This is a genomic window from Rhizobium sp. P1_E1, from assembly GCF_056406015.1.
This window is the reverse complement of the sequence record NZ_JBFUAY010000015.1, coordinates 53,118-78,927: the sequence shown is the minus strand read 5'-3', so window position 1 is coordinate 78,927 and position 25,810 is coordinate 53,118. Positions and strand designations below refer to the sequence as shown.

Annotated in this window: 28 protein-coding genes and 1 tRNA gene; 22 read left to right on the top strand and 7 right to left on the bottom strand. The window is 61.7% G+C overall.

The window, feature by feature from the left end; all coding sequences use genetic code 11:
- Positions 1 to 2: 2 nt before the first annotated feature.
- A complete protein-coding gene (locus AC1D1Z_RS08845; RefSeq protein WP_018244093.1) occupies positions 3 to 932 on the bottom strand; it encodes a sugar ABC transporter substrate-binding protein in 930 nt (309 codons plus the stop codon).
- A 374-nt stretch (positions 933 to 1,306) separates the two neighbouring features.
- Here AC1D1Z_RS08845 and AC1D1Z_RS08840 point away from each other — a divergent pair, with 374 nt between their 5' ends.
- Entirely contained in the window at positions 1,307 to 1,804 is a 498-nt protein-coding gene (locus AC1D1Z_RS08840) for a DUF1993 domain-containing protein (protein ID WP_131605705.1), read from the top strand.
- Positions 1,805 to 1,832: 28 nt separating this feature from the next.
- Here the strand turns inward: AC1D1Z_RS08840 and AC1D1Z_RS08835 are convergent, their stop codons facing one another.
- Together AC1D1Z_RS08835 and galE are read right to left on the bottom strand one after the other, a co-directional pair.
- On the bottom strand, positions 1,833 to 3,377 hold the full coding sequence (locus AC1D1Z_RS08835; protein ID WP_477850191.1) for an alkaline phosphatase family protein: 1,545 nt from the start codon (positions 3,375 to 3,377) through the stop codon (positions 1,833 to 1,835).
- Complete coding sequence (galE, locus tag AC1D1Z_RS08830) at positions 3,355 to 4,338, bottom strand: UDP-glucose 4-epimerase GalE (RefSeq protein WP_018517028.1); 984 nt, start codon at positions 4,336 to 4,338, stop codon at positions 3,355 to 3,357. The genes AC1D1Z_RS08835 and galE overlap by 23 nt, the downstream gene beginning before the upstream one ends.
- Positions 4,339 to 4,584: 246 nt before the next feature.
- Between galE and AC1D1Z_RS08825 the strand changes: the two genes are divergently transcribed.
- Complete coding sequence (locus AC1D1Z_RS08825; protein WP_028734124.1) at positions 4,585 to 5,229, top strand: ThuA domain-containing protein; 645 nt, start codon at positions 4,585 to 4,587, stop codon at positions 5,227 to 5,229.
- Positions 5,230 to 5,390: 161 nt separating this feature from the next.
- The gene (locus tag AC1D1Z_RS08820) at positions 5,391 to 5,960 is read left to right on the top strand and encodes a GNAT family N-acetyltransferase (protein WP_131605707.1); all 570 of its coding nucleotides are present in this window, start codon (positions 5,391 to 5,393) and stop codon (positions 5,958 to 5,960) included.
- A gap of 34 nt (positions 5,961 to 5,994) precedes the next feature.
- Here AC1D1Z_RS08820 and AC1D1Z_RS08815 read toward each other — a convergent pair whose 3' ends face one another.
- Entirely contained in the window at positions 5,995 to 6,249 is a 255-nt protein-coding gene (locus AC1D1Z_RS08815) for a DUF2934 domain-containing protein (protein WP_018448355.1), read from the bottom strand.
- A gap of 198 nt (positions 6,250 to 6,447) precedes the next feature.
- Between AC1D1Z_RS08815 and AC1D1Z_RS08810 the strand changes: the two genes are divergently transcribed.
- Positions 6,448 to 7,884: a DUF6880 family protein gene (locus AC1D1Z_RS08810; protein WP_131605708.1), complete on the top strand. Its 1,437-nt coding sequence runs from the start codon at positions 6,448 to 6,450 to the stop codon at positions 7,882 to 7,884.
- A 34-nt stretch (positions 7,885 to 7,918) separates the two neighbouring features.
- A complete protein-coding gene (locus AC1D1Z_RS08805) occupies positions 7,919 to 8,479 on the top strand; it encodes a DsbA family protein (RefSeq protein WP_131605709.1) in 561 nt (186 codons plus the stop codon).
- 201 nt (positions 8,480 to 8,680) lie between these two features.
- Here AC1D1Z_RS08805 and AC1D1Z_RS08800 read toward each other — a convergent pair.
- Positions 8,681 to 8,770 (bottom strand) — tRNA-Ser (locus AC1D1Z_RS08800).
- A 307-nt stretch (positions 8,771 to 9,077) separates the two neighbouring features.
- Between AC1D1Z_RS08800 and rplU the strand changes: the two genes are divergently transcribed.
- The 4 genes from rplU (at position 9,078) to AC1D1Z_RS08780 (ending at position 11,064) form a co-directional block, all read left to right on the top strand.
- Positions 9,078 to 9,395 carry a 50S ribosomal protein L21 gene (gene rplU, locus AC1D1Z_RS08795; RefSeq protein ID WP_003543907.1) on the top strand — a complete coding sequence of 106 codons (318 nt, stop codon included), beginning with the start codon at positions 9,078 to 9,080 and terminating at the stop codon, positions 9,393 to 9,395.
- A gap of 33 nt (positions 9,396 to 9,428) precedes the next feature.
- Positions 9,429 to 9,698, top strand: coding sequence for a 50S ribosomal protein L27 (gene rpmA / locus AC1D1Z_RS08790; RefSeq protein WP_003567620.1), 270 nt, complete (start codon positions 9,429 to 9,431; stop codon positions 9,696 to 9,698).
- 125 nt (positions 9,699 to 9,823) lie between these two features.
- Complete coding sequence (locus AC1D1Z_RS08785) at positions 9,824 to 10,480, top strand: GNAT family N-acetyltransferase (protein ID WP_477850186.1); 657 nt, start codon at positions 9,824 to 9,826, stop codon at positions 10,478 to 10,480.
- Positions 10,477 to 11,064, top strand: coding sequence for a GNAT family N-acetyltransferase (locus AC1D1Z_RS08780; protein ID WP_018244103.1), 588 nt, complete (start codon positions 10,477 to 10,479; stop codon positions 11,062 to 11,064). Before AC1D1Z_RS08785 ends, AC1D1Z_RS08780 begins: the two co-directional genes overlap by 4 nt.
- A gap of 33 nt (positions 11,065 to 11,097) precedes the next feature.
- Here AC1D1Z_RS08780 and AC1D1Z_RS08775 read toward each other — a convergent pair whose 3' ends face one another.
- Positions 11,098 to 11,964 carry an endonuclease/exonuclease/phosphatase family protein gene (locus AC1D1Z_RS08775; RefSeq protein WP_131605722.1) on the bottom strand — a complete coding sequence of 289 codons (867 nt, stop codon included), beginning with the start codon at positions 11,962 to 11,964 and terminating at the stop codon, positions 11,098 to 11,100.
- A gap of 84 nt (positions 11,965 to 12,048) precedes the next feature.
- Between AC1D1Z_RS08775 and obgE the strand changes: the two genes are divergently transcribed.
- From obgE to modC, 7 genes are all read left to right on the top strand, one after another.
- The gene (gene obgE / locus AC1D1Z_RS08770) at positions 12,049 to 13,125 is read left to right on the top strand and encodes a GTPase ObgE (protein WP_131605723.1); all 1,077 of its coding nucleotides are present in this window, start codon (positions 12,049 to 12,051) and stop codon (positions 13,123 to 13,125) included.
- Positions 13,112 to 14,281, top strand: coding sequence for a glutamate 5-kinase (gene proB, locus AC1D1Z_RS08765; RefSeq protein ID WP_131605724.1), 1,170 nt, complete (start codon positions 13,112 to 13,114; stop codon positions 14,279 to 14,281). The genes obgE and proB overlap by 14 nt, the downstream gene beginning before the upstream one ends.
- Entirely contained in the window at positions 14,274 to 15,557 is a 1,284-nt protein-coding gene (locus tag AC1D1Z_RS08760) for a glutamate-5-semialdehyde dehydrogenase (protein WP_131605725.1), read from the top strand. The genes proB and AC1D1Z_RS08760 overlap by 8 nt, the downstream gene beginning before the upstream one ends.
- A complete protein-coding gene (locus AC1D1Z_RS08755; RefSeq protein WP_028734117.1) occupies positions 15,532 to 16,194 on the top strand; it encodes a nicotinate-nucleotide adenylyltransferase in 663 nt (220 codons plus the stop codon). Before AC1D1Z_RS08760 ends, AC1D1Z_RS08755 begins: the two co-directional genes overlap by 26 nt.
- A gap of 527 nt (positions 16,195 to 16,721) precedes the next feature.
- The gene (modA, locus tag AC1D1Z_RS08750) at positions 16,722 to 17,513 is read left to right on the top strand and encodes a molybdate ABC transporter substrate-binding protein (protein ID WP_131605726.1); all 792 of its coding nucleotides are present in this window, start codon (positions 16,722 to 16,724) and stop codon (positions 17,511 to 17,513) included.
- A 125-nt stretch (positions 17,514 to 17,638) separates the two neighbouring features.
- Complete coding sequence (modB, locus tag AC1D1Z_RS08745; RefSeq protein WP_131605727.1) at positions 17,639 to 18,340, top strand: molybdate ABC transporter permease subunit; 702 nt, start codon at positions 17,639 to 17,641, stop codon at positions 18,338 to 18,340.
- Positions 18,337 to 19,404: a molybdenum ABC transporter ATP-binding protein gene (gene modC, locus AC1D1Z_RS08740; RefSeq protein ID WP_131605728.1), complete on the top strand. Its 1,068-nt coding sequence runs from the start codon at positions 18,337 to 18,339 to the stop codon at positions 19,402 to 19,404. Before modB ends, modC begins: the two co-directional genes overlap by 4 nt.
- Here the strand turns inward: modC and AC1D1Z_RS08735 are convergent, their stop codons facing one another.
- Positions 19,405 to 19,782 (bottom strand): winged helix-turn-helix domain-containing protein, encoded by a 378-nt coding sequence (locus AC1D1Z_RS08735; RefSeq protein ID WP_130718339.1) that lies wholly within the window; start codon positions 19,780 to 19,782, stop codon positions 19,405 to 19,407. It lies immediately after the preceding gene.
- A 204-nt stretch (positions 19,783 to 19,986) separates the two neighbouring features.
- On the opposite strand from AC1D1Z_RS08735, the gene rsfS reads away from it, so the two are divergent.
- From rsfS to AC1D1Z_RS08705, 6 genes are all read left to right on the top strand, one after another.
- Positions 19,987 to 20,436: a ribosome silencing factor gene (rsfS, locus tag AC1D1Z_RS08730; protein ID WP_018244113.1), complete on the top strand. Its 450-nt coding sequence runs from the start codon at positions 19,987 to 19,989 to the stop codon at positions 20,434 to 20,436.
- Between the two features lie 117 nt (positions 20,437 to 20,553).
- Positions 20,554 to 21,036 carry a 23S rRNA (pseudouridine(1915)-N(3))-methyltransferase RlmH gene (gene rlmH, locus AC1D1Z_RS08725; RefSeq protein WP_112905560.1) on the top strand — a complete coding sequence of 161 codons (483 nt, stop codon included), beginning with the start codon at positions 20,554 to 20,556 and terminating at the stop codon, positions 21,034 to 21,036.
- A 187-nt stretch (positions 21,037 to 21,223) separates the two neighbouring features.
- Positions 21,224 to 22,624, top strand: coding sequence for a murein hydrolase activator EnvC family protein (locus AC1D1Z_RS08720; protein ID WP_130718341.1), 1,401 nt, complete (start codon positions 21,224 to 21,226; stop codon positions 22,622 to 22,624).
- Positions 22,614 to 23,936, top strand: a complete 1,323-nt coding sequence (locus AC1D1Z_RS08715; protein WP_017995549.1) for a S41 family peptidase — start codon at positions 22,614 to 22,616, stop codon at positions 23,934 to 23,936. The genes AC1D1Z_RS08720 and AC1D1Z_RS08715 overlap by 11 nt, the downstream gene beginning before the upstream one ends.
- 77 nt (positions 23,937 to 24,013) lie before the next feature.
- Positions 24,014 to 25,210, top strand: a complete 1,197-nt coding sequence (locus AC1D1Z_RS08710; RefSeq protein WP_047622489.1) for a divergent polysaccharide deacetylase family protein — start codon at positions 24,014 to 24,016, stop codon at positions 25,208 to 25,210.
- 37 nt (positions 25,211 to 25,247) lie between these two features.
- On the top strand, positions 25,248 to 25,781 hold the full coding sequence (locus AC1D1Z_RS08705) for an RNA pyrophosphohydrolase (protein ID WP_018244117.1): 534 nt from the start codon (positions 25,248 to 25,250) through the stop codon (positions 25,779 to 25,781).
- Positions 25,782 to 25,810 lie beyond the last annotated feature (29 nt).

Here is a 25,810-nt window from a genome sequence, read left to right as displayed (position 1 = left end):
CCTCAGTTCTTGGTGACGAAGTCCTTGACGTTGGCAGGCGTCACGAGCTGGAAGGGAATGTAGACCTTCTTGTCGATCTTTTCGCCCTTGGCGAGCTTGAGCGCTGCATCGAGCGAGCCCTTGCCCTGGCCGGCGGCATCCTGGAACACCGTGACGTCGAGATCACCCGCCTGCATGGCGGCAAGCGCGTCCTGCGTGGCGTCGACRCCGCCGACGACAACCTTGGTCATATCCTTGCCGGCYGCCTTCAGCGCCTGGATGGCGCCAATCGCCATTTCGTCGTTGTTGGAGATCACGGCGTCGAATTCGATGCCGCTGGAGAGCCAGTTGGTCATCAGGTCGGCGCCCTGGGTGCGGTCCCAGTTCGCCGTCTGCTCTTCGACGATCTCCAGRCCCTTGCATTCATCCGTCTTGATGACGTCGTGGACGTCCTGGGTCCGCATGCGCGCAGCCTGGTTGGAGAGCTCGCCCATGATCACGACGGCCTTGCCCTTGCCGCCGAGAATGCGGCAGATTTCCTTGGTTTCCAGCGTGCCGGATTCCTGCTCGTTGGAAGCGACGAAGGCCTGCTTGTCCGGCAGCGTGTCGACGTTGACCGGCTGACGGTTGACGTAAACCAGCGGAATGCCGGCATCGGCCGCGAGCTTCGACATTGCCGTGGTYGCATCGGTATCGACAGGGTTGACGATGATTGCATCGACCTTGGAGGCGATGAAATTCTGGATCTGGCTCTGCTGCTTGGAAACGTCGTTCTGTGCGTCTTCRACCTGCAGCGTCACACCGCTGAGTGTCTTTGCATAATCGGTCATGCCGTTGCGCAGAACCGTCAGGAAATTGTCGTCGAATTTCGCCATCGAGACGCCGACAGTTTCYGCGTGAGCCGCCGTCGACATGACGAGCGCCATCGCAGTSCCCAGGATAAACTTTTTCATTTTACTTCCTCCACAAAGCGGTGCCCGGCTGCACCCTCCTCACGCCGGAGCCCCAGGCATTTGCTCTGAAGCCGCAATTCCCCGCGCCACCTCTCCCGCGGCGCTCCACAAAAACGGAACAAACAAACCGTCAAATCCGCTCTGCGGAATATTCATTCCATTTTCTGGGAGCGGCGTCAAGTATCTTTAGCGGCGTCAAGATATGGATGAGAGCGCAATGCCATGCGGGCTTCAGGACCGAGGCCCGCATTGTCGGTGTTGTGAAAGACGAAACGAGCATCCATCTATGCAGGGTCGAAGACAGGCTCACGGCCGCAGACGCCTTCGACCTCTCGCCGCGACCCAATCATTTGAAGATTTTGGAGACAGGACAGATGTCCATTTCGATGTATCGCCTCACCGTTCCGATGTTCCAGCGCGGTCTCGCCAGCCTGAAAACCTACCTCGACAAGGCCGAAGCCTATGCGAAGGAAAAGAATATTGATCCCCTCATATTGGTCACCGCTCGCCTTGCGCCCGACATGCTGCCGCTCTCCGGCCAGTATCAGCGCGCCAGCGACACCGCCAAATTTGCGCTCGCCCGCCTGACGGCGACCGACGCCCCGAAGTTCGAGGATAACGAAACGACGTTCGACGACCTGCGTGAGCGCCTGGCAAAGACCGAAGCCTATCTCGCCGGCTTCTCGGCGGAAGCACTGGAAGGCACGCAAACCCGCCAGATCACCCTGCCGGGAAAGAGTGGTATCGTGCTGCCGGGCGACGAATACATCGCCACCTTCGCCCTGCCGAACTTCTACTTCCACGTCGCGACGGCCCACGCCATCCTGCGTAGCCAGGGTGCTCCGATCGGCAAGCGCGATTATCTCGGCTGAACCCTAGTTCGGCTCGGCTAGACTAACATCAGGGCCGGTGGGTCACCGGCCCTCTTTCCGTCAGTTCGGTATAAGCGAGCGTCTGATCGAGATGCCGTGCTCGGAGCGACAGCAGCTTCTCGGCATAGTCGAGCCTTATCGCCGCATAGGCCGGATCCGCCGCGACATTGTCGAGCTCCATCGGATCATCGGCAAGATTAAAGAGGAGCGGCGGCAATGCGGTAAAATGCACATATTTGAACCGCGCGTCGCGGATCACCGCGAGATTGCATTCATTGGACCGCAGCCGGAAATGCCGCTCGGCCTCGCCATGCGCAATGTCGCGGAAATCGAACTCCCAGAATGCCGCGTCCCGCCAGTTCTGTCCGCTGCCACCCTTGACAAACGGCATGAGCGACCGGCCATCGAGCCCGTTCTTCGCGTCGACGCCGAGCCTTTGGCAAAGTGTCGGAAAAATATCGGCAGCGCTGGTGAATTTGTCGACGACCCCACCCGCAGCACTGCTTGCGGGATCGCGAATGACAAGCGGAATATGGTAGCTGCCGTCGAAGTAACCGCCCTTGCCGAGCGTCCAGTGATCGCCCGCCATCTCGGCGTGGTCGGAGGTGAAGACAACAAGCGTATCGTCCCAGGCATCCGCATCCTTGAGGGCCTGCCAGATACGGCCGAGCTGCGCATCGACCTCTGATATCATGCCGTAATAGATCGCCCGGATCGCAGCGAAATCCTCACCGTTCCAGTCGCTGAGCGGCCCCGTTGCACCGTGAATGAAGCTGCCCTTGTCGGAGCGTGGCATGGCATAGGCGAGGTAGGGATGACCGTCCTGTTCGGCTTCGCAGTTTGCCGTGCGTGTAAAAACCGGTCCGTCCCCCGGCTTGAACATTCGGTTGAACGGCTCCRGCACGGAGAACGGCGGATGCGGACGCAAGAAAGAGACATGCGCAAACCACGGCCTGTCCTGTTCGCCCACCCAGCGAATGAACTCGCCGGCCAGGAAAGCCGTCTGGGTCTCGTCGCGCGAATAGGCCGGCGCTGCATCTGAGATTTCTCCCGCTTCCGCACCGACGGGAATGTGAATATCGCGGCTGACGGCATCGGCATGGCCGCGGGACCGTAGCCAGGAGAGCCATTGTCTTTCGTGCTCGGGCAGAAGCTGGCGGGCCGTAAAACCCGGCAGCACGCCTTCGTAGGTCGTCAGATGCGGATCGCCGGCATCCATCCCGCGCGGATCGGGCGCCGTATCCGTGTAACCGAACAGCGTCGGGTCATATCCCGCCCGCCGGGCGGCCAGCGCCAGATTGTCAAAGCGGGCATCGAGCGGCGAACCGTTACGGCAGACGCGGTGGTTCATTTGATAGAGGCCGGTATAGAGCGTGGCCCGCGCCGGCGAGCAGGGTGCCGCGCCGGCATAGTGCCGCCGGAAGAGCGTGCCTTCCCGCGCCAGCGCATCGACACCAGGCGTCTTTACACAGGCGTGACCGACGGCTGACAGGCAATCGCCGCGCCACTGATCCGCCGTGATCAGCAGGACGTTCGGCCGGCGCGCCTTCTCAATGCTGGTTGGATTTTGCATGCCAATCCCAGGCGGAGCGGATGATCTCAGACAGATCATACTGCGGCACCCAGCCGAGCACGTCGCGCGCCTTGTCGTTATTGGCGACCAGCGTGTGCGAATCGCCTTCGCGCCGGCCGATATATTCGACCGGGAAAGGCCGGTTCGACACTTCTTCGATCGCGCCGAGCAATTCCTTCACCGTCGTGCCGGTGCCGGTGCCGAGGTTGAGCGCAACGGAATCGCCGCCCTTCAGCAGATATTCGACGGCGCGCACATGCGCATCGGCGAGATCCAGCACATGGATATAGTCGCGCACACAGGTGCCGTCGCGTGTCTCGTAATCGCTGCCGAACACCTTGAAGCCTTGGCGGCGGCCGAGTGCCGCGTCGATCGCCAGGGGTATCGCATGCGTTTCCGGCTGGTGCCATTCGCCGATCCGGCCCTCAAAATCGGCGCCGGCCGCATTGAAATAGCGCAGCACCACCGAGCGCAGGCTCCTGTACTGGTCGTAATCGGCAAGCGCCTGTTCGACGATATATTTCGTTCGCCCGTAGGGATTGATCGGCACCTGCCGATGCGTCTCGTCGAGCGGCACGCTCTGCGGCAGGCCGTAGGTCGCGCAGGTCGAGGAGAAGACGAAGGCATTGATGCCGGCCGCCTGTGCCGCCGAAAGCAGCGTCAACGTGCCGATCACATTGTTCTCGTAGAAGGAAACCGGATCCTTGACCGATTCGCCGACCTCGATCAGCGCCGCGAAATGCAGGATCGCCGCCGGCTTGTGCTTGGCCAGCACCTCATCCAGCCGGGCGCGATCGCGAATATCGCCCTCTTCGGCCGGCCCCCATCTGACAAACTCGCGATGACCGTTCGAAAAATTGTCGAAGACGACAGGCCTATAGCCCTTGTTCGCCAGGTCGAGGCACGTATGCGAGCCGATATAGCCGGCGCCGCCGACGACAAGAACCGTTTCACCTGCCATACACCACCCTATTGTTCACGAGAGATGGGAGAAGCCTAAACGAGATACACGTCAATAAAAAGAAGGAACTGCGATCGGCACAAACGGACAATACGTCAAATGCCGAAGCCGCCCGTCCGGGCGATGTGTGCCGGACCCGCAATATTCATGAATTATTCGCGTGATTTGCATAACCGCGCGATCTAAGGGGCTTCTACCACCATGTGATGATCAACGGTCTGCAGCCATCAGGCAGGGAGAGCGCGAATGAGGAAGGCATTGGTCGTTTGGGGCGGCTGGCAAGGTCATGAACCGGAGCAATGCGCTCATATCGTCGCCGACCTTCTGCGCGAGGACGATTTTGCGGTCGAGGTAACCGGCGATCTCGGCATTTTCGGATCTCCGACGCTGGCGAAGGCCGATCTGCTGGTGCCCATCATTACCGGCGAAACGCTCGAAAAGCCTCATGCTAGCGCCCTCGTCGAAGCGGTGCGCGGCGGACTGGGGCTTGCCGGCCATCACGGTGCACTCGCCACGTCCTTCAAGGAAAGCGCCCCTTTCCGTTATGTCTCCGGCGTCACCTGGGTCGCCCATCCCGGCAATATCATCGACTTCCGCGTCGCCGTCACCCGCCAGGACGATCCCGTCATGGAGGGCATTCCCGACTTCGACTATCGTTCGGAGCAATATTATCTCCACTATGATCCCACAGTCGAAATCCTTGCGACCACCACCTTCACCGGCGCCTACGATCCGGCAGCCCGCAATGTCGTGATGCCCGTCGCCTTCAAGCGCCATTTCGGTGCCGGCCGCATCTTCTATTCCGCCCTCGGCCATGTCGCAGCCGAATTCGACCATCCCTACATGCCCCTCATCCTGCGACGTGGCCTGAGCTGGGCCGCACGCCAGTAGCGGCAGGACGAGCCGCCCGCCCGCGAATGCCAATCGGCGGCGATAGCCAAACGACATCGGCCGCTAAAGAATGAGCACCTCAAGCTGGAGGGCCGCGCCGGCTGATCGGCCGGCACGGGCGACCGCTTGCCGATCGTCCGCCCGCGCCATAATTTGCCCGGATGCAGGAACGCTTCTCTTTCTTCCCCGCCACCGCCGACCGCCTGGCCGATATCGAAGCGGTCTTCGACGATTGCGCAGGCGGTCGGAATTGCCGCTGCGCCTACTGGTATCGTCCGAATGCCGACTACAAGGCGGAATGGGGCGAGGGAAATCGCAATTGGTTCCGAAGCCTCGTCGCCGAACGGCGTGCACCCGGCATTCTCGGCTATCATGAGAACGAGCCGGCCGGATGGTGCGGTGTCGCGCCACGCGCCGTATTCGATCGGCTGCGCCGCTCAAAACCCTTTGCGCCGGTGGATGACAAGCCGGTCTGGTCGATCAATTGCTTCATCGTCCGCAAGCCGTTCCGGCGGCAGGGTCTGTCGCGATTGTTATTGAAACACGCCGTCGAATTCGCAAGCGCGAACGGCGCCGAATGTGTCGAAGCCTACCCTGTCGATCAGGCAGCCCGTGCTTCGAACGGAGCCGAGCTCTATCCGGGAACGCTGTCGATGTTTCTGGATGCCGGTTTCGTCGAGGTGGCAAGACGCCTGCCGGCAAGGCCGATCGTCCGCCTGGAATGCCGCTGAATATTTCGGCAACCCAGGGATTGAAAAATACGGCCTAGCGAGCCGCCTTGATCTGCCGGTCGTTCTCAACGGCGGGCGCCGCCTCGTCATAGATCCGCATCAGCCGCCCGGCTGCCTTCAGCTTCTCGATGAGATCGTTTCCATCAGGCGAGGCCTTCGTCAGCTCCAGCTGCTCGAACTCCCTCAGCGCCTGCGCCCAATGGCTTTCCCCACGCCCATCCGGCCTGCCTTCCGATTCCCATAGTGAATAAGCGCGCTGGCTGACCCAGGCGTCTTTATTATGACTCATAATCAACCCCAGCGAGAAATTTGGAAGCAATATTCGACAGGCAACAAGGTGCCAAAACCGGCTTTAGGAGTCGTTACGAGGCAGCGTTAGTTTTTAGCTAATAGCGAGGCACAGAGGATTATCCCTGTGCACATTCCCGGACCTTGGCCTCGTACCGCCTGCAGGGTAGGGTCATCGCAGAAACGATAGCGATGACCGATGGCAGCCAAGACAACACTCAATGCGAAGAATCTTGAATCCCTTGGTGCGCAGCGCCTTGCCGAGCTGCTGGTCGAGATCAGCATGGGCAGTGCTGCCCACAAGCGACGGCTTCGAATGGAGCTTGCCGGCAATCACGGCAGCGCCGAGGTGGCGCGTGAGGTGCGAAAACGGCTTGCCAGCATCGCCCGGGCTCGAACCCTCATCAACTGGCGCAAAGTGAAGGCGCTGAAGAGCGACCTGGAAACGCAGCGCAAGACGATCACAGAGACGGTTGCCGCCGATGATCCCCAGGAGGCTTTCGAACTGATATGGCAGTTCCTCGCCCTGGCGAATTCGATCTTTGAGAGATCCAACGAGAGCAGCGGTTCTGTCATCCAAAGTTTTCATCAGGCTTGCGAGGATGCTGCCGCAATCGCCGCGTCCGCCAGGATCGACGCCAATGTCCTGGCCGAGAAGGTGTTCAAAGCCGTGCAAGACGATGGTTACGGCCAGTATGACAACCTGATTGCGGCGATGGCGCCAGCTCTCGGCAAGGATGGTCTCGATTGCCTGAAAACCCTCTTCATCCAATGGTCCAAGGAGCCGAAAGACAAGCCGGCGGAGGACAAGCGCGAGATCATCGGCTGGGGCAGCGCGGGCCCCCTTTACGAAGATGAGATCGACGGCACTCAGCGAGATCTGACGGTGCGCATAGCCTTGCAGGAAATTGCCGACGCCCAGGGCGATGTTGATGCCTACATTGGCCAACACCCCGAGGACGCGCGCAAGGCGCCGATGATAGCTGCCGACATCGCCAATCGTCTGCTCTCGGCCGGTCGGGCGAAGGAAGCGCTTGAGACGTTGGATGAGGCCGACAGGAGAGGCTGGGCCGACATGCCATTCGAATGGCAGCGCGCGCGCGTCGAGACGCTCGAGGCCCTGGGGCGTGCAGCGGAGGCACAGACCTATAGATGGACATGTTTCGAGCAGTCGCTGCATGGCGAGCACCTCAAGGCTTTCCTCAAGCGGCTGCCTGATTTCGACGATCTTGAGGCCGAGGAGAAGGCATTTGTCCATGCCCGGGCTTTTCCTGACGTCCACCAGGCACTTGCGTTTTTTCTCAATTGGCCGACGCCTGCCGAGGCGGCAAAACTTGTAGTGAGCAGGAAGGCGGAACTGGATGGCAATCTCTATGAGCTGATGACGCTGGCAGCCGAAGCTCTGGCGGAGAAACATCCGCTCGCGGCAACCATTGCCTTGCGCTCCATGATCGATTTCGCGCTCGATAGCGGCCGGTCCGGCCGCTATAAGCATGCGGCGAGGCATCTGGCGGACTGTGCATCCTTTGCGCCTCATATCGATGACTTCGGCAACACCAGGTCCCATGACCACTATGTCGCGGAACTGAAACGTCGGCACGGCAAGAAGCATGGCTTCTGGAGCCTGGCGACCTAAGTCGCTTCAGATATCTCACCTTCGGAGGAATTCCATGACGACCACCGCCTGGCACGCCGATCCGCTGACTTGGGGCAATGGACCGCGCATTTTCGAGGCCTTTCTGGAGCCGACTTGCCCTTACTCGGTCAGAGCGTTCAACAAGCTCGACGAACTGCTGAGCCAGGCAGGCGAAGACAAGATCACCGTGAAGATCCGCCTGCAGTCGCAACCCTGGCATATGTATTCGGGTGTCCTCGTCCGCTGCATCATCGCAGCCTCAACGCTGGAAGGCGGCAAGCAGACAGCAAGGAAAGTGATGGCCGCCATTGCCGCCCATCGCGAGGAGTTCGAGTTTGAACGCCATGCCGGCGGCCCGAATATGGATGTGACGCCGAACCAGATCATCGAGCGCCTCGAACGCTACAGCGGCGTCAAGCTGAAAGAAGCCTTCGCAATCCCGGATCTCGACCGGGAAATCAAATGGCACTGCAAATATGCCCGGCAGAACGGCATCCACGTCTCGCCAACCTTCATGATCGACGGGCTGGTGCAGCCCGACATGAGCAGCGGCGATGAGGTTGGCGTCTGGGTGAAGAAGGCGCTGGGTAACTGACGAGATCCCGCACCAAGAGCCACCCGTATATTTGTCTCCTGCCTGTTTCGCTCAATGGATATCGGGCAGAATCAGCGCAAGCAAAGCGCGATGTTTTGATTCGGGAACGGCTCTGGTGCGGCCTTGGAATGCATGCGATTCTGACCGCCGGTCACGGCAATCTCCCGGTAATCTCAAACGTTAATAATCCCGGGAAATTGATGGCGGAGAGGGTGGGATTTGAACCCACGATACCCTTGCAGGTATGCCGCATTTCGAGTGCGGTGCATTCGACCACTCTGCCACCTCTCCGCGGTCTGGTCGGCGCTTGTTCGGCGCGGGCGTTCTCATAACGGGCAAATGACAGGCTGGCAAGCCGAAAAGTCGAACCATTCCATCCTTTTGCCTTGACAGCTTTTTGTCACTCGCGTATCTCGGCTGCGCAATAGGTTTGGAGAAATCCGTGCCTAGCTGGTCCTGCGTTTGCGTGGGGCGCTTCACCGGCAGGAAGAGTTCGAGGATTAGACCTCTGAAATCCCTGCTTAACTTCGACTGATAAAAAGACGGCCACCTTGCTCAATCGGCGAGGAGAGCTGGAACGAACATGAAAGGATAAAAAATGTTCGCAGTCATCAAGACCGGCGGTAAACAGTACCGTGTGGCAGCCAACGACGTGCTGACCATCGAAAAGCTGGAAGCCACCGCTGGCGATTCCATTGAATTCACCGAAGTGCTCGTGATCGGCGAAGGCGCCGACGCTGCGATCGGTGCGCCCTTCGTTACCGGCGCCTCTGTCAAGGCAGAAGTCGTCGAACAGAACCGCGGCAAGAAGGTCATCGCCTTCAAGAAGCGCCGCCGTCAGAATTCGAAGCGTTCGCGCGGCCATCGTCAGCATCACACGGTCGTCCGTATCACGGACATCGTGGCTGCCAAGTAAGATCAACGGGACAAGGTTTAAAGGAGAACTCCAATGGCACACAAAAAAGCTGGCGGTTCCTCGCGCAACGGTCGCGATTCCGAATCCAAGCGCCTTGGCGTGAAGAAGTTCGGCGGCGAAGCCGTCATCGCAGGCAACATCCTCGTGCGTCAGCGCGGGACGCAGTGGCATCCGGGTTCCAACGTCGGCCTCGGCAAGGATCACACGATTTTTGCACTTACCGCCGGCAATGTGAACTACCGAACGAAGGCCAACGGTCGCGTCTACGTGTCTGTCATGCCGAAAGCGGAAGCAGCGGAATAAGCCGGTAGCGCTCAAAAACAGCCGGCGTCTCATCGACCCGGCTGGCCGTATCAGGTTCAGTCTAGAAAACAGGGGAGATGGGGCGCCATCTCCCTTTTTCTTTACCCCTCAAGGAGGACTGAACCATGCAAGGCGAATTGTTAAGGGCAGACCAATCACGGTCTCCCCGGGAAGACCAGCGGTCTTCCGAAGAACGGCTGAGGCCGGAACGGTTAAGGACCGATTGCCCTGTCTTGTTATCGGAAAGGCTCGTCATGCGCGCGCCCCACGAAGAAGACATCGACGCCCTTGCCCATCTCGCCAACAACGCCAAAGTCGCCACCATGGTATCGCGTATGCCGCACCCTTATACCGCCGATGATGCTGCTGACTTCGTGCGTCGCACGAAAAATGGCGATATTGGCAAGTGCGTCTATGCGATCACCAAGGCCGAAAACGGCGCTTTTATCGGCTGCTGCGGCGTCGAGCCGCATGCGGACGGCAGAACCGTCGAGATCGGCTACTGGCTGGGCGAGCCCTATTGGAACAAGGGTTATACGACCGAGGCCTGCCATGCCCTGGTCGATATGGTGTTCAGGACCCGCCAGGACGTCGATCAGAKCGATGCCCGCTGCCGGGTAATGAATGTCGCCTCGCGCCGCGTCAKCCAGAAGTGCGGCTTCCAGTTCCAGGGATCGGGGCTCGCCGCCTCGCTGGCGCTGGGCAGTAACGTGCCGGTCGAATGGTACAGGCTCGACCGCAAGACCTGGATGTCCCTCCGAAGCTGGGGGAACATCGCATGAGCACGACTGCGCTGCAAAGGCCTGAGGTCAAGCCGATGATGCCCGGCCCCGCGCCTGTTATCTCGACCGCCCGGCTGACGCTCCGCCCCCACAGGCTGAGCGATGCGCCTGCGATCGCGGAATCGCTTTCCGATTTCGCGGTCACGCGCATGCTGTCCCGCGTACCGGCGCCGTTCGACCGGCAGGATGCGCTGGACTGGCTGATCCCGGTCACCTCGGGCACCCTGCCCGACTGGCCGCTGGCGATCACCGATAAGGACGATGTCCATATCGGCAACGTCTCGATCGAGCTGCGCCACGGCCGCTGGCACCTCGGCTACTGGCTGAACCGCTATTACTGGCGGCGCGGCTATATGAGCGAGGCGGTAGCGGCGATCATCGAGCGCTTCTCGCGCCGCATGCCGGAGACGCCGATCCATTCCGGCGTCTTCGCCGACAACCCCGCTTCGCTGCGACTGCAGGAGAAGCTCGGTTTCCACATGACGGGTTGCGGCGAAATCTATTGTTTCTCTCGCAACACGATGGTGTCGCACATCGAAACCGTGCTGCAGCCGGGCATGCTGCAGCCGCGGAAGGTTGCCTGATCAAACTCGAGACGTCGCCACTCGGGCGGCGTCTCAATCAACGATTTCCACCCATAGTGGGAAATGGTCGGAACCGACGGATTGCGTATCGATCCGGGCGGATTTCAACCGGCCCTCGAGGCCGCAACTGACGAAGCAATAATCGAGATGCATGCGTTTGCCGTGATCTTCGGGATCCATCCAGCTGTAGCTCCCCGGGCGATAGGCCTCGAGCGCCGCAAAGGCGTCCATCGGCGTGCCGATCCTGGCGACACGTCCATAATATCCGCCGCCAGCACCGGCAAGCGCGCAATATTCCGGCGATTCCGGCTCCATGTTGAAATCACCCATGATAATATAATCCTCCGGCAGCGGCGGCTCCGGCAGGTCGAATTCACCACCCCCCGTCAGCGACCCACCCTCCTGGACGAAGGCATTGATATGCGCGTTCAAGAATTGCAGTTGGCGGATGCGCTCGTCGGCGGAGACATGGTCGAGATGGACGGAGTAGACGCGGATCGCCCCGCCGGGGGCTGCGATTACCGCTTCGGTTGCGCCGCGCTGCGGGTTGATCTTGCCGATCGTCCGGCTGCGCGGCAGAAGCAGCGTCCGGGTCGAGACAACAGGCCAGCGCGACAGCACCATGTTGCCGAACTGGAAACGGGTGCCCGGCACCGGCTGGAGCCCGCCTTCATCAGCTTCGACATGCATGTCGCAGGCTGGCCCATACACCCAGAAATAGTCGGGAAAGAAGGCTGCAACATCGGCCACCATGTCGGCAAAACCGTTGCGGGAGAAACCGCGAGTCACCTCCTGCAGCGCGATGACATCGGCTCCCTCGAGGCTCCGGGCAATACGCGCCAGATCGTATCTGCCGTCGAGACCGAAGCCGTACTGTATGTTATAGCTCGCAAAATTCACGATAATCTTTGACCTCCGTCGGAACCGCCTATATCGAATGGGCCAAGACGGGCCGTCCAACTGCCACTGAATATTGGAAGTAAAATGAAATTTCTCGACGAAGCAAAGGTCTATATCAAGTCCGGGGACGGCGGCGGCGGCAGCGTTTCCTTCCGACGTGAGAAATTCATTGAGTTCGGCGGCCCGGATGGCGGTGATGGCGGACGCGGCGGCGACGTCTGGGTCGAGGCCGTCAACGGCCTGAACACGCTGATCGATTTCCGCTATCAGCAGCATTTCAAGGCGACGATCGGCACCCATGGCATGGGCAGAAACCGCACCGGCGCCAATGGCAGCGACGTGACGCTCAAGGTTCCGGTCGGCACCCAGATCTTCGAGGAAGATCAGGAAACGCTGATCTGCGACCTGACTGTCGAAGGCCAGCGTTACTGTCTCGCCCATGGCGGCAATGGCGGCTTCGGCAACGCCCATTTCAAGACTTCGGTCAATCAGGCGCCGGATTGGGCCAATCCCGGTCTGCCCGGCGAGGAAAAGACCATCTGGCTGCGCCTGAAGCTGATTGCCGATGCCGGCCTCGTCGGCCTGCCCAATGCCGGCAAGTCGACCTTCCTGGCTGCCGTCACCCGCGCCCGGCCGAAGATCGCCAACTATCCCTTCACCACGCTGCATCCCAATCTTGGCGTCGCCACCATCGACGAGCGCGAATTCATCCTTGCCGACATTCCGGGCCTGATCGAAGGCGCCCATGAGGGGGTCGGCATCGGCGACCGTTTCCTCGGCCATGTCGAGCGCACCCGCGTGCTGCTCCACCTCATCTCCGCCCAGGAGGAAAAGGTCGGCAAGGCGTATAAGACGGTCAAGCACGAGCTCGAAGCCTACGGAAACGAGCTGGCCGACAAGGCTGAGATCGTGGCGCTGTCGCAGATTGACGTGCTCGACGATGCCGAACTGAAGAAGAAGACCAAGGAATTGGCCAAGGCCTGCGGCAAGACGCCGTTCCAGATTTCGGCCGTCACCGGCAAGGGCATGACCGAGGTGCTGCGCGCGCTGCGCGACATCATCGTCGAGGCCAATACCGAAGAGAAGCCGGCCAAGGTGCCGAAGCTGCGCCATCGCGACATGGTCGTCACCGATGAGGGCGAGGACGATGACCAGCCGTAAGCCGCTTGGCCGCTACCGCCGCATCGTCATCAAGATCGGCTCTGCGCTTCTGGTCGACCGCAAGGCCGGGCTGAAGAAGGCTTGGCTCGATGCCATGTGCGCCGATATCTCCAGCCTGAAGGCCAAGGGCATCGACGTGCTCGTCGTCTCCTCGGGCGCAATCGCGCTCGGCCGCTCGGTGCTCGACCTGCCCTCGGGCGCGCTGAAGCTGGAGGAAAGCCAGGCTGCGGCTGCCGTCGGCCAGATCGCGCTGGCGCGCGCCTGGTCGGAAAGCCTGTCGCGCGACGAGATCGTCGCCGGCCAGATCCTGCTGACGCTCGGTGATACCGAGGAGCGCCGCCGCTATCTCAATGCGCGCGCCACCATCAATCAGCTCCTGAAGATCGGCGCCGTGCCGATCATCAACGAGAACGACACCGTCGCCACCAGCGAGATCCGCTATGGTGACAACGACCGGCTGGCCGCCCGCGTTGCGACGATGACCGGCGCCGATCTGCTCATCCTTCTCTCCGATATCGACGGCCTCTACACCGCACCACCGCATCTCGATCCGAACGCGACGTTCCTCGAGACGATTGCCGAAATCACCCCCGAGATCGAGGCGATGGCCGGCGGAGCCGCTTCGGAACTTTCGCGCGGCGGCATGCGCACCAAGATCGATGCCGGCAAGATTGCGACGGCATCAGGCTGCGCGATGATCATCGCCTCCGGCAAGACCGACAATCCGCTGTCGGCGATCGAAAACGGCGCGCGTTCCTCCTGGTTCGCGCCGTCGGGCACCCCCGTTACCGCCCGCAAGACCTGGATTGCCGGGCAGTTGCAGCCGGCCGGCGAACTGCATGTCGATGACGGCGCCGTCGTTGCCCTCGGGGCCGGCAAAAGCCTGCTTCCAGCCGGCGTGCGCAGCGTTTCCGGCCTCTTCAGCCGCGGCGATACGGTGGCGATCATCGGCCCGGCCGGCCGCGAGATCGCCCGCGGCCTGGTAAGCTACGATGCCGACGACGCCCGTCGGATTGCCGGCCGCAAGTCGGCGGAGATCGCGGCCATTCTCGGTTATGCCGGGCGCGCCGCCATGGTCCATCGCGACGACATGGTAATGACCGCGCAGGTCGGTTCGAAATCGGAAAGGCAGAAGAAGGACGCGAGCTATGCTTGATACCGTTGCGCCAAGCCCTGACATTGACGCGCTGATGAACGACATCGGCCGCAAGGCAAGGGCTGCAGCACGACCACTGAGCTTTGCGTCCACTGAGGCCAAGAACAGCGCATTGAATGCCATGGCCGATGCGATCCTGGCGAACAAGGCGCATATTCTTGCCGAGAACGCCAAGGACCTGAAGGACATCGAAGGCACCGAGATGCTCGCTTCCTTCATCGACCGGCTGACGCTGAATGACAAGCGCGTTGCCGAAATGGCCGAGGGAATCCGCGCCATCGCAGCCCTTGCCGATCCGGTCGGCGAAGTCATTGCTGCCTGGGACCGGCCGAACGGGCTGAAGATCGAACGCGTCCGCACCCCCCTCGGCGTCATCGGCGTGATCTTCGAAAGCCGGCCGAACGTCACCGCGGATGCCGGCGCCCTCTGCCTCAAGGCGGGTAATGCCGTCATTCTGCGTTGCGGCTCGGATTCGCGCCGTTCATCGCAGGCTATCCATGCCTGCCTGGTCGAGGGTCTGAAGGCGGCGGGACTTGCAGAGCATGCTATCCAGCTCGTGCCGGTCACCGACCGCGCTGCAGTCGGCGCCATGCTGCGCGGCCTCGACGGCGCGATCGACGTCATCGTGCCGCGCGGCGGCAAGAGCCTGGTCGCCCGCGTGCAGAGCGAGGCCCGCGTGCCGGTTTTTGCCCATCTCGAAGGCCTTTGCCACATCTATGTCGATGCCTCGGCCGATATCGAAATGGCGAAGAAGATCGTCGTCAACGCCAAGATGCGGCGCACCGGCATCTGCGGCGCGGCCGAAACCCTGCTCGTCGATGGCGCCGCGATCGGCACGCATCTGACGCCGCTGCTCGAGGTTCTGACCGAGGCCGGCTGCGAGATCCGCGCTTCGCCGACGGTGCTGAAGGTCGCGCCCGGCATGAAGCCCGCGACCGAAGAGGACTGGTCGACGGAATATCTCGACGCGATCATTTCGGTTGCCGTCGTCGACGGCATATCGGGCGCCATCGCCCATATCCAGACATATTCCTCCAACCACACCGAGGCGGTTATCGCCGAGGACCCTGAGGTCGTCGCGCGTTTCTTCACCGAGGTCGATTCGGCGATCCTGCTGCACAACGCCTCGACGCAATTTGCCGATGGCGGCGAGTTCGGCATGGGTGCAGAAATCGGCATCGCCACCGGCAAGATGCATGCCCGTGGGCCTGTCGGTGTCGAACAGCTCACCTCTTTCAAATATCGGGTGCATGGTGCCGGACAGACGCGGCCCTGACGTGACGACCGAGAATGTGGACCGGCACTATCTCCGCATGCCGCACAGCGAGCGCGGCATGGTCGTCGGTCTGTTCGGTGGTTCGTTCAATCCGCCGCATCAGGGCCACGCGCTTGTCGCCGAAATCGCCATCAAGCGGCTTGGCCTCGACCAGCTCTGGTGGATGGTCACCCCCGGCAATCCGCTGAAGAGCCGCAACCAGCTCGCCCCGCTTGCCGAGCGCATCGCCGAAAGCGAGCGTGTTGCCGCCGATCCCCGCGTCAAGGTCACCGCCTTCGAACAGACGTTCGGCGTCAGCTACACAGCCAACACGCTTGCCCGCGTCAAGGCGCGTAATCCGCATGTGCATTTCATCTGGATCATGGGCGCAGACAGCCTGCAGACCTTTCACAAGTGGCAGAAATGGCAGGAGATTGCCCGCACTTTCCCGATCGCGGTGATCGATCGGCCGGGCGCGACGCTTTCTTTCCTCTCCTCGAAAATGGCCAGGACCTTCGATTTCGCCCGTGTTGATGAGGATGACGCGCGTGTTCTCTGGAAGAAGCGTGCACCGGCCTGGACTTTCATCCACGGGCCGCGCTCCGGCCTGAGTTCGACGGCAATCCGCAACGGCTCGTCGCACGCCGACGCAGAATAGAGCGCCGCGCGCCCGGCAAGACGCACGCGCCGGCCTGATTTTAGAAGATCCCGAAAACGAGAAAGCCCGACGGGGGAGGAGATCCGTCGGGCTTATAAACTCGATCGACAACTGGGAGGAGGAGTGTTGTCGACCCTATCGAACGGCTATGGGAGGAGGAGAAGCCGTGTCGATGAGTATGTTTTATCATATTCGACAAAAAGGTGAATATCGATTGGTGCATTGCAGCAATGCATAGGATGCAAATCTCGAGGTGAATTTGGCTTCCCCATTGCCGTTTTTATTAGCAAAAATTAAGGAACTGGTCCCGGCCGCCGGGAGTCCTTGCGGTTTGCAAACTGACTCCCAGGTATTTTCACCCTGCTGATCTCAGTTTCGGCGGAAGCCATGCACCTCACGAATGCGTGAACATTGCGCCGCTGCGAACGCGAGCGCCGGATACGGTTATATTTTCTTGGATATATCCCTAGCCAAGACGTGCGGCTCGTTATATTCGTCGCAATATTTCGAACGCTGGGGAATAAATCATGCAAAACCGCCGCCAATGGATGAAGCTGGCAACCGCCGCGATCTCTGCCCTCTGGCTTGGCGCGACAGCGCTTTCAACGCCTGCCGCCGCAGCCGAAAAGCTCACTATCTTTGCGGCAGCGAGCCTCAAGAATGCGCTCGACGCCGCCAATGCCGCTTGGACGAAGGAAAGCGGCAAGGACGCCGTCGCTTCCTATGCCGCGAGCGGCGCGCTGGCCAAGCAGATCGAAAACGCCGCCCCTGCCGATGTATTCATCTCGGCGGACCTCGACTGGATGGAGTATCTCGCCAAGAAGAACCTGATCAAGGCCGACACCCGCTCCAACCTGCTCGGCAATAAGATTGTGCTCGTGGCGGAAAAGGACAAGGCAAAGCCAGTCGAGATCAAGCAGGGCTTCGATCTCGCAGGACTCCTCGGTGGCGGCAAGCTTGCCATGGGTGAGCCGAAATCGGTTCCGGCCGGTAAATACGGCATGGCCGCGCTCGAAAAGCTCGGCGTCTGGAAATCAGTGGAAAGCAAGGTCGCCGGCGCCGAAAGTGTGCGCGCCGCCCTTGCCCTCGTCTCGCGCGGCGAAGCGCCTTATGGCATCGTCTATCAGACGGATGCCGCGGCCGATAAGGGTGTCGCCATCGTCGGCACATTCCCCGCCGATTCCCACCCGCCGATCATCTATCCGATCGCAATCCTCGCCGAGAGCAAGAACCCGGATGCATCCGCCTATCTCGACTTCCTGAAATCCGACAAGGCGGCCGCCTTCTTCACGGCGCAGGGTTTCACCATCCTGAAGTGATATGGGCCTGAAATGATCTGGGCTTCAAGTGATTGAGGGCTGAAATGATTGCGGAATCGTCGGCCGCAGCTTAGCGTGAGGGCTCGCCTCGGCGAGCCTTCGATTTTCCGGGGAGACCGTAGCATTTGGACATGTTGGGCTTGAGCGATGAGGAATGGACGGCGATCCTGCTCAGCCTGCGCGTCTCGATTGTCGCCATGCTGGCGAGCCTGCCCTTCGGCATCCTCGTCGCCCTGCTGCTTGCACGCGGCCGCTTCTGGGGTAAATCGGTGCTGAACGGCGTCGTTCACTTGCCGCTGATCCTGCCCCCGGTCGTCACCGGTTTTCTTCTCCTCATCCTGTTTGGCCGCCGCGGTCCGATCGGCCGCCTGCTCGACCAGTATTTCGGCATCGTCTTGTCTTTCCGCTGGACGGGTGCTGCACTGGCCTGCGCCATCATGGCCTTTCCGCTGATGGTGCGCAGCATCCGCCTGTCGATCGAGGCGGTCGACCGCAAGCTGGAAGAGGCGGCTGGAACGCTCGGCGCCGGCCCTCTCTGGGTCTTCCTGACGATCACTTTGCCGCTGACCCTGCCCGGCATCATCGCCGGCATGATCCTTTCCTTCGCCAAGGCGATGGGCGAATTCGGCGCGACGATCACCTTCGTCTCCAACATTCCAGGCGAAACCCAGACGCTGTCGTCGGCGATCTACACCTTCACCCAGGTGCCTGGCGGCGATGCCGGCGCGCTCCGCCTGACGCTCGTCGCCATCGTCATTTCCATGGCTGCCCTGCTCGCCTCCGAATTCCTTGCCCGTCTCGCCGGCCGGAGGATCGATCCGGAATGACGCTGATCGTCGAGGCAAAACAGAGGCTCGGCGACTTTTCGCTCGATGCCGCCTTCACCTCCGAGCGCGGCGTCACCGCGCTGTTCGGCCGCTCCGGCTCCGGCAAGACCTCGATGATCCGCATCATCGCCGGCCTCGCCCGCCCGGACGAAGGCCGCGTCGTCCTGGACGGCGAACCCCTGACCGAAACCGCAACCGGTATCTTCGTCCCGAAACATCGCCGCCGCTTCGGTTATGTCTTCCAGGAGGCCCGGCTTTTCCCGCATCTCAGCATTCGCGCCAATCTCTCCTATGGCCGCTGGTTCGCGGCGAGACCGGCACACGGCGAGAGCTTCGACCACATCGTCGACCTGCTCGGCATCGAGACGCTGCTGGAGCGCAGCCCCGCGAAACTCTCAGGCGGCGAGAAGCAGCGCGTCGCCATCGGCCGCGCACTTCTCTCCTCGCCCCGCCTGCTGTTGATGGACGAGCCGCTCGCCGCCCTCGATGATGCGCGCAAGGCCGAGATCCTGCCTTATCTCCAGCGATTGCGCGACGAAACCGACATCCCGATCGTCTATGTCAGCCATTCGATCGCCGAGGTGGCGCGGCTGGCAAACCAGGTCGTCGTCATGCGCGACGGCAAGGTAGAGGCGACGGGCCCCGCTATCGACATATTGAGCCGCCCCTCCGCCGCCTCCGAGCGGCGCGAGGCGGGCGCGCTGCTGGAAGGCACGGTGGAAAGCTTCGATGGGCTTCACCGCCTGTCGACTATCGCGCTGAAATCCTGCCAGCTCCATATTCCCGGTGCCGCCCTTGCGCCCGGCAAATCGGTCCGCATCCGCATTCCCTCCCGAGATGTCATGCTAGCGACCGCAAGGCCCGAGGGGCTCAGCGCGCTGAATATCCTGGAAGCACGGATAGAAGCGATGTCGTCGACCGAGGACGGAACGGTGGAAATCCGGCTCGATTGCGGCGGCGATATCATTCTTTCCCGGATCACCACACTGTCCTGCGAGCGTCTGGATCTTCGACTGGGAAGGGCGGTCTTCGCCGTCATCAAGACAGTTGCCCTGGAGGCCTGATCAGCCGCGCTCGCCCTGCTGCAGGTTACGCTTGCCCTCGAGCCAGGCGAGATCTTCGGCAAGGCTGGTGCGCATCGTCCTTTCCATCCGGCGGAAACGCGCCAGCAATTCCTCGCCGAAYGGCGTCAGCGCCGCGCCGCCGCCCTTCTGCCCGCCGCGCTGCGATTCCACCACCCGTTCAGAGAACATCCGGTTCATCTCGCTGACCAGCAGCCATGCCCGGCGATAAGACATGTCCATCGCCCGCCCCGCCGCCGAGATCGATCCGGTCTGGCGGATATGCTCCAGCAGTTCCATCTTGCCATGGCCGAGGCGATCCTCATCCGGGAAGCTGATTCGCAGGACGGGCACGAGTGTTTTTGCGGCTGAGTCGGTCATTGAATCTGGAGATCGTGGAATTTGCCGCACTTTACGCTGCGGCATGGAAACTGTACACCGCCCGCACGAGGCCGCCCCGAGCAGCCAAATACTTCAATTCGAACGGCAGATCGGTTTTTCGGCCGTTCCGTACCTTAGCATGTCTTGAAACATTAATCGTTTGATGCCTATCTTAACCATGATCCGGTCTCGATCGGATCTGTGTTGTGCCTAGTTTGTCATTCCAGGAAAGGGAAAGCACTGACAACAGTACACGCCAAGGGAAAAACGTTCGCCGTTATCCCGAAGAGTGCGGAACGTGGCGCCGATGCCGCTGCCCGTGCCCTAGAAACCGTCCTCGCCAGCCTCGAGGACTCCAAAGCTGAAGATATCGTCACCATCGACATTGCCGGAAAATCGGCGCTGGGAGACTACATGATCGTCGTCTCCGGCCGTTCGAACAGGCATGTCATGGCGATCTCCGATCATCTGCTCACCGATCTTAAGGACGACGGCCTCGGTACGGCCCGCGTCGAAGGTCAGGAAGGCGGCGATTGGGTCCTGATCGACACTGGTGACATTATCGTGCACGTGTTCCGTCCCGAAATCCGCGAGTTCTACAACATCGAAAAGATGTGGGCGGCTCCGGATATGGATGAAGAAACACGGCACTGACAGGCGTGCCGGCATCTGTCCGGCGCCTGAGACGTGGCATTGGCTGGCCGGAAAACATCACAAGCCGGCCGGTGGCGTAGTGTGCGCCCGAAGTGCCGCATGAGCGGGAGCGGATGAATGCGAATAGGTCTTTTTGCGGTGGGACGGCTGAAGTCCGGCCCCGAAAAGGATCTTGCCGCCCGTTATTTCGACCGTTTCGCCAAGGCCGGCCCTGCCGTCGGCCTCGAACTTACCCGCGTTGCCGAAGTTGGCGAAAGCCGTGCCTCCAATGCGGAAACCCGCAAACGTGAAGAGGCGGCGATGCTTTTGAAATCGCTTGCCGATGGCAGCATCCTCATCCTTCTCGATGAACGCGGCAAGGCGCTTGATAGCGAAGCCTTCGCAAACCTGCTCGGCTCCTATCGCGACCAGGGCAAACGCGAGCTGACCATCGCGATCGGCGGCGCCGACGGCCTCGATCCTTCGCTGTACGACCGTGCCGACGCCACGCTGTGCCTGGGCAAGATGACCTGGCCGCACCAGCTCGTGCGCACGCTGATCGCCGAGCAACTCTATCGTGCCGTCACCATCCTGTCTGGTCACCCCTATCACCGCGTCTGATGCCGCATCGGCCCGATGTGTCGGCAAAGCGTTGGCCAATGCGTCGCAATGTCACGCAGCCGTGTTTGCTTGGCCACCCCTTCTCCTGCAAACGTTATGGCAAAGCGCATCAAATCAGCTTAGTCTCCGCGCGATTTGTGAAAGTGCCCCAACACGCATGACGAGAGCATCCACCAGGCGACACCGCATGATCCTCCCGGCTATCGCGGCCGGCGTCGGTGTAGCGGTGATTGTCGTGTCGGCAAATCCGTTCATCGTCCGGGCGCAGGATGCCGTGCCCGAGGTGGTACAATCTGCACCGCAGCCGGCAGCCGAGCCGGCGCCACCCGATCCGGCCGCCGAACTTGCCGCCAAGCGTGATCAGACCCGTGCCGAACTCGAAACCCTGTCGAAGACGATCAGCCTCTCCACCGACAAGGTGAGCGCGCTTCAGCAGAGCATCGCCGATCTCGAAAAGAGCACCGAAAGCATCCGCCAGGCGCTGATCGATTCCGCCGCCCGCCGCAAGGCGCTCGAAAAGCAGATCCTCGAAAGCGAGAAGAAGCTTGCCGATCTCGGCGTCAAGGAGGATGGCATCCGCCGTTCCCTGCACGAGCGCCGCGGCCTGCTGGCCGAGGTGTTGGCAGCGCTCCAGCGCATGGGCCGCAACCCGCCGCCCGCTTTGCTCGTCACCCCCGATGACGCGCTCGCCTCCGTGCGCAGCGCCATTCTGCTCGGCGCCGTCGTGCCTGGCATCCGCAAGGAGACCGACAAGCTTGCCGCAGACCTCGCAAGCCTCGCCGCATTGCAGACTGCAAGCGCCGCCGAGAAGGCCTCCCTGACCGGGACGATGACTGATGGCATCGAGGAAGAGCGGCGCATGGACCTGCTGCTTGCCGAAAACGACAAGCTCAGCCGCAGCAATGCCGCCGAACTCGCGGCCGAAAGGAAACGTTCCGAGGAGCTGGCAGGCAAGGCGACCAGCCTTGAAGGCCTCGTCGCCTCGATGGAATCCGAGATCGCTTCGGTGCGGGATGCTGCCGCTGCCGCCCGCCGGGCGGAGGAGAACCGCAAGCTTATGACGGACGAGCAACGCGCTCAGGCCAAGGCTCTCGCCGACAGCGGTGTGCCCGATAAAAACCGCATTGCGCCCGCATATCCCTTCGGAGAATTGAAGGCGAAATTGGAGGTGCCCGTAGCGGGCGATATCCTGCGCCAGTTCGGCGATGCCGACGGCACCGGACACGAGGCCATGGGAATGACGGTCGCCACCAATCCGGAGACGGTGGTGACGGCGCCTGCGGATGGCCTGGTGGTTTTCGCCGGCGCATTTCGCAGTTACGGCCAGATGATCATCCTCGACGCGGGCGATGGGTACCACCTGGTTCTCTCGGGAATGGATACGATCAATACCCGTCAGGGAAAATTCGTTTTCTCCGGCGAGCCACTTGCCGTGATGGGCGCGAAAAGAGTGGCAAGCGCAACTGCATTGGCGCTGGAAACGAACCGGCCAACGCTTTACATTGAATTTCGAAAGGACGGTAAACCGGTCGATTCCCGGCCGTGGTGGACCGCCAAAGACACTGGAAAGGCACGCAATGATTCGTAGGGCTTCTCTTGTTCTGGTCGGCGCATTGATGGGTGCGACCGCAATGAGCGTCATTTACTCGGCGGGTGTGCCGGCAGAAGCGGCCGGATCCTCGACCTACAAGGAACTGTCTGTTTTCGGAGATGTCTTCGAGCGTGTGCGTGCGCAATATGTGACGCCGCCTGCGGAAGACAAGCTGATCGAGAACGCCATCAACGGCATGCTTTCCTCGCTCGATCCGCATTCGAGCTACATGAATGCGAAGGACGCCGAGGACATGCGCACCCAGACCAAGGGTGAGTTCGGCGGCCTCGGCATCGAAGTCACGATGGAAGATGAACTCGTCAAGGTCATCACCCCGATCGACGATACGCCCGCCGCCAAAGCCGGCGTTCTCGCCGGCGACTACATCTCCGAGATCGACGGCCAGTCCGTGCGCGGCCTGAAGCTGGAAGACGCCGTCGAGAAGATGCGTGGCGCCGTCAACACGCCGATCAAGCTGACGCTGATCCGCAAGGGTGCCGACAAGCCGATCGAGCTGACGATCGTCCGCGACGTCGTCGCCGTTCAGGCAGTCAAGTCGCGTGTCGAGGACGATGTCGGTTATCTCCGCATCATCTCCTTCACCGAGAAGACCTATCCTGACATGGAAAAGGCGATCAAGAAGATCAAGGACACCGTTCCGGCCGACAAGCTGAAGGGTTATGTTCTCGACCTGCGCCTCAATCCGGGCGGTCTGCTCGACCAGGCGATCAACGTCTCCGATGCCCTGCTGCAGCGCGGCGAAGTCGTTTCGACTCGCGGCCGCAATCCGGATGAAACCCGCCGCTTCAATGCCGGCCCGGGCGACCTGACGGATGGCAAGCCGGTGATCGTGCTGATCAACGGCGGCTCGGCTTCCGCATCGGAAATCGTCGCCGGCGCGCTTCAGGATCTGCGCCGTGCCACCGTTCTCGGCACGCGCTCCTTCGGCAAGGGTTCCGTCCAGACGATCATCCCGCTCGGCGAAAACGGCGCGCTGCGCCTGACCACGGCGCTCTATTACACGCCGTCGGGCCGCTCGATCCAGGGTACCGGCATCACTCCCGACATCAAGGTCGAGGAGCCGCTGCCGCAGGAACTGCAGGGCAAAATGGTGACCGAAGGCGAATCCAGCCTGCGCGGCCACATCAAGGGTCAGAGCGAGACCGACGAAGGTTCGGGCTCGGTCGCCTATGTCCCGCCGGACCCGAAGGACGACGTTCAGCTGAACTACGCGCTCGACCTTCTGCGCGGCAAGAAGACCGATCCGGCCTTCCCGCCGAACCCAGACAAGGCCGTCGTCGCCAAGTAGTCGATCACATCAAGGCCGGGCACCTCGCCCGGCCTTGACCCTTTCTGCTGTTTCCCGGTTTTGGAGCGGGCGAAAAATTGGGAACGGACCTGCATACGCCCCTGGGCCGCAACCGCAAAGCCGGCCGCAAGCGTCCGGGTTTTCTGCGCCTGGGCCGCATCGCCGCCAGTCTTTGTCTTTTCGCCATAGGCGGCTTTTCCCTCTATACGGCATTTCGCGGCGATGGGCTCGAACGCACCAAACCGCCGGCCGCCGAACAAGCCGCAACGCCCCCTGCCAATACGCCTCAGCCGCCGACGGCCACAGCGGGCCAAGCGGCCGACGGCATGCCACGCGCCGACCCGCGCTCGGGCGCCAATGTCGAGCAGATGGTCACCGGCGACGGCTCGGTCGTCACCAAATACAGCCCCCGCCCGCGCGACGGCGGCGGGCCGGTGCTGGTCGACGCCATGCAGATCGGCCAGGATCCGCGCATGGCAGCCCAGCCCAATGATGCGCTGCTCGAAGAAACGCCTTTTGGCAGGCTGCCGATCGTCGGCCCCGATGGCCGGCGGCCAATGGATCAATATGCGCGTCCCTCGTCCGGCGCGCGCGGTGTCCGCATCGCCATCGTCGTCAGCGGCCTCGGGCTCAGCCAGACCGGAACGCAGCGCGCCATCGCCGAACTGCCGGAAGAGATCACCTTCGCTTTCGCCGCAAGCGGCAACAGCCTGCAGCGCTGGATGCAGGAGGCCCGCCGCGGCGGTCACGAGATCCTTCTGCAAGTACCGCTCGAACCTTTTGATTACCCGGCGAACGATCCGGGCCCCGAAACCCTGCTGACCACGAAGTCGGCCGCCCGCAACATCGAGAACCTGCACAAGGCGATGGGCGAGATCACCAACTATACCGGCGTCATGAATTATCTCGGCGGCCGTTTCTTGTCTGATCCCGCCGCCATGGAGCCTGTCATGCGCGACATCGGCAAGCGCGGGTTGCTGTTTCTCGACGATGGCACATCAGCGCAGTCGAAGACGGCGGCGATCGCCAAGGGAACCGAACTGCCCTATGCCTTCGCCGACCTGCAGCTCGACGGCCAGCTTGATATCAATGCCGTCCTGAAGAAGCTCGACGAACTCGAGCGCATTGCCCGCAAGAACGGCCAGGCGATCGGCGTCGCCGCCGCTTTCGATGAGAGCGTTGACGCCATCGCCAAATGGAGCGAGGAGGCTGCGATGCGCGGCATCGAGATTGTCGGCGTTGCCGCCCTTTCCAACGACCCCAGGAATCCTTGAGAGAATCCCTGAGAAGAATCCCAGAACGGAGAAGAAGATGAGCCAGGCGACCGTGAAAGCCGAGGATCTGCCCTACCGCCCCTGCGTCGGCGTGATGATCCTGAACCGCGATGGCCTCGTCTGGGCCGGGCGGCGCATCTCCGACGGCAATTCCGAATATGACGGYTCGCCGCAGCTCTGGCAGATGCCGCAGGGGGGCATCGACAAGGGCGAGGATCCATTGGACGCCGCCTACCGCGAGCTTTACGAGGAGACCGGCATCAAGACGGTGACCCTGCTTGCCGAAGCGAGAGACTGGATCAACTATGATCTGCCGCCGGCACTGATCGGCATAGGGCTGAGAGGAAAATTCCGCGGCCAGACTCAGCGCTGGTTCGCTTTCCGCTTCGACGGCGACGACAGCGAAATCGCCATCAACCCGCCGCCTGGCGGCCATGAACCGGAATTCGATGCCTGGGAATGGAAGCCGATGCAGCAACTGCCGGAGCTGATCGTGCCCTTCAAGCGCGCCGTCTATGACCAGGTGGTGGCCGAGTTCCAGCACTTGGAGACACTTCAATCGGAAGATTGATCACGGCAGGATGACTGCCTCCGTTTGTC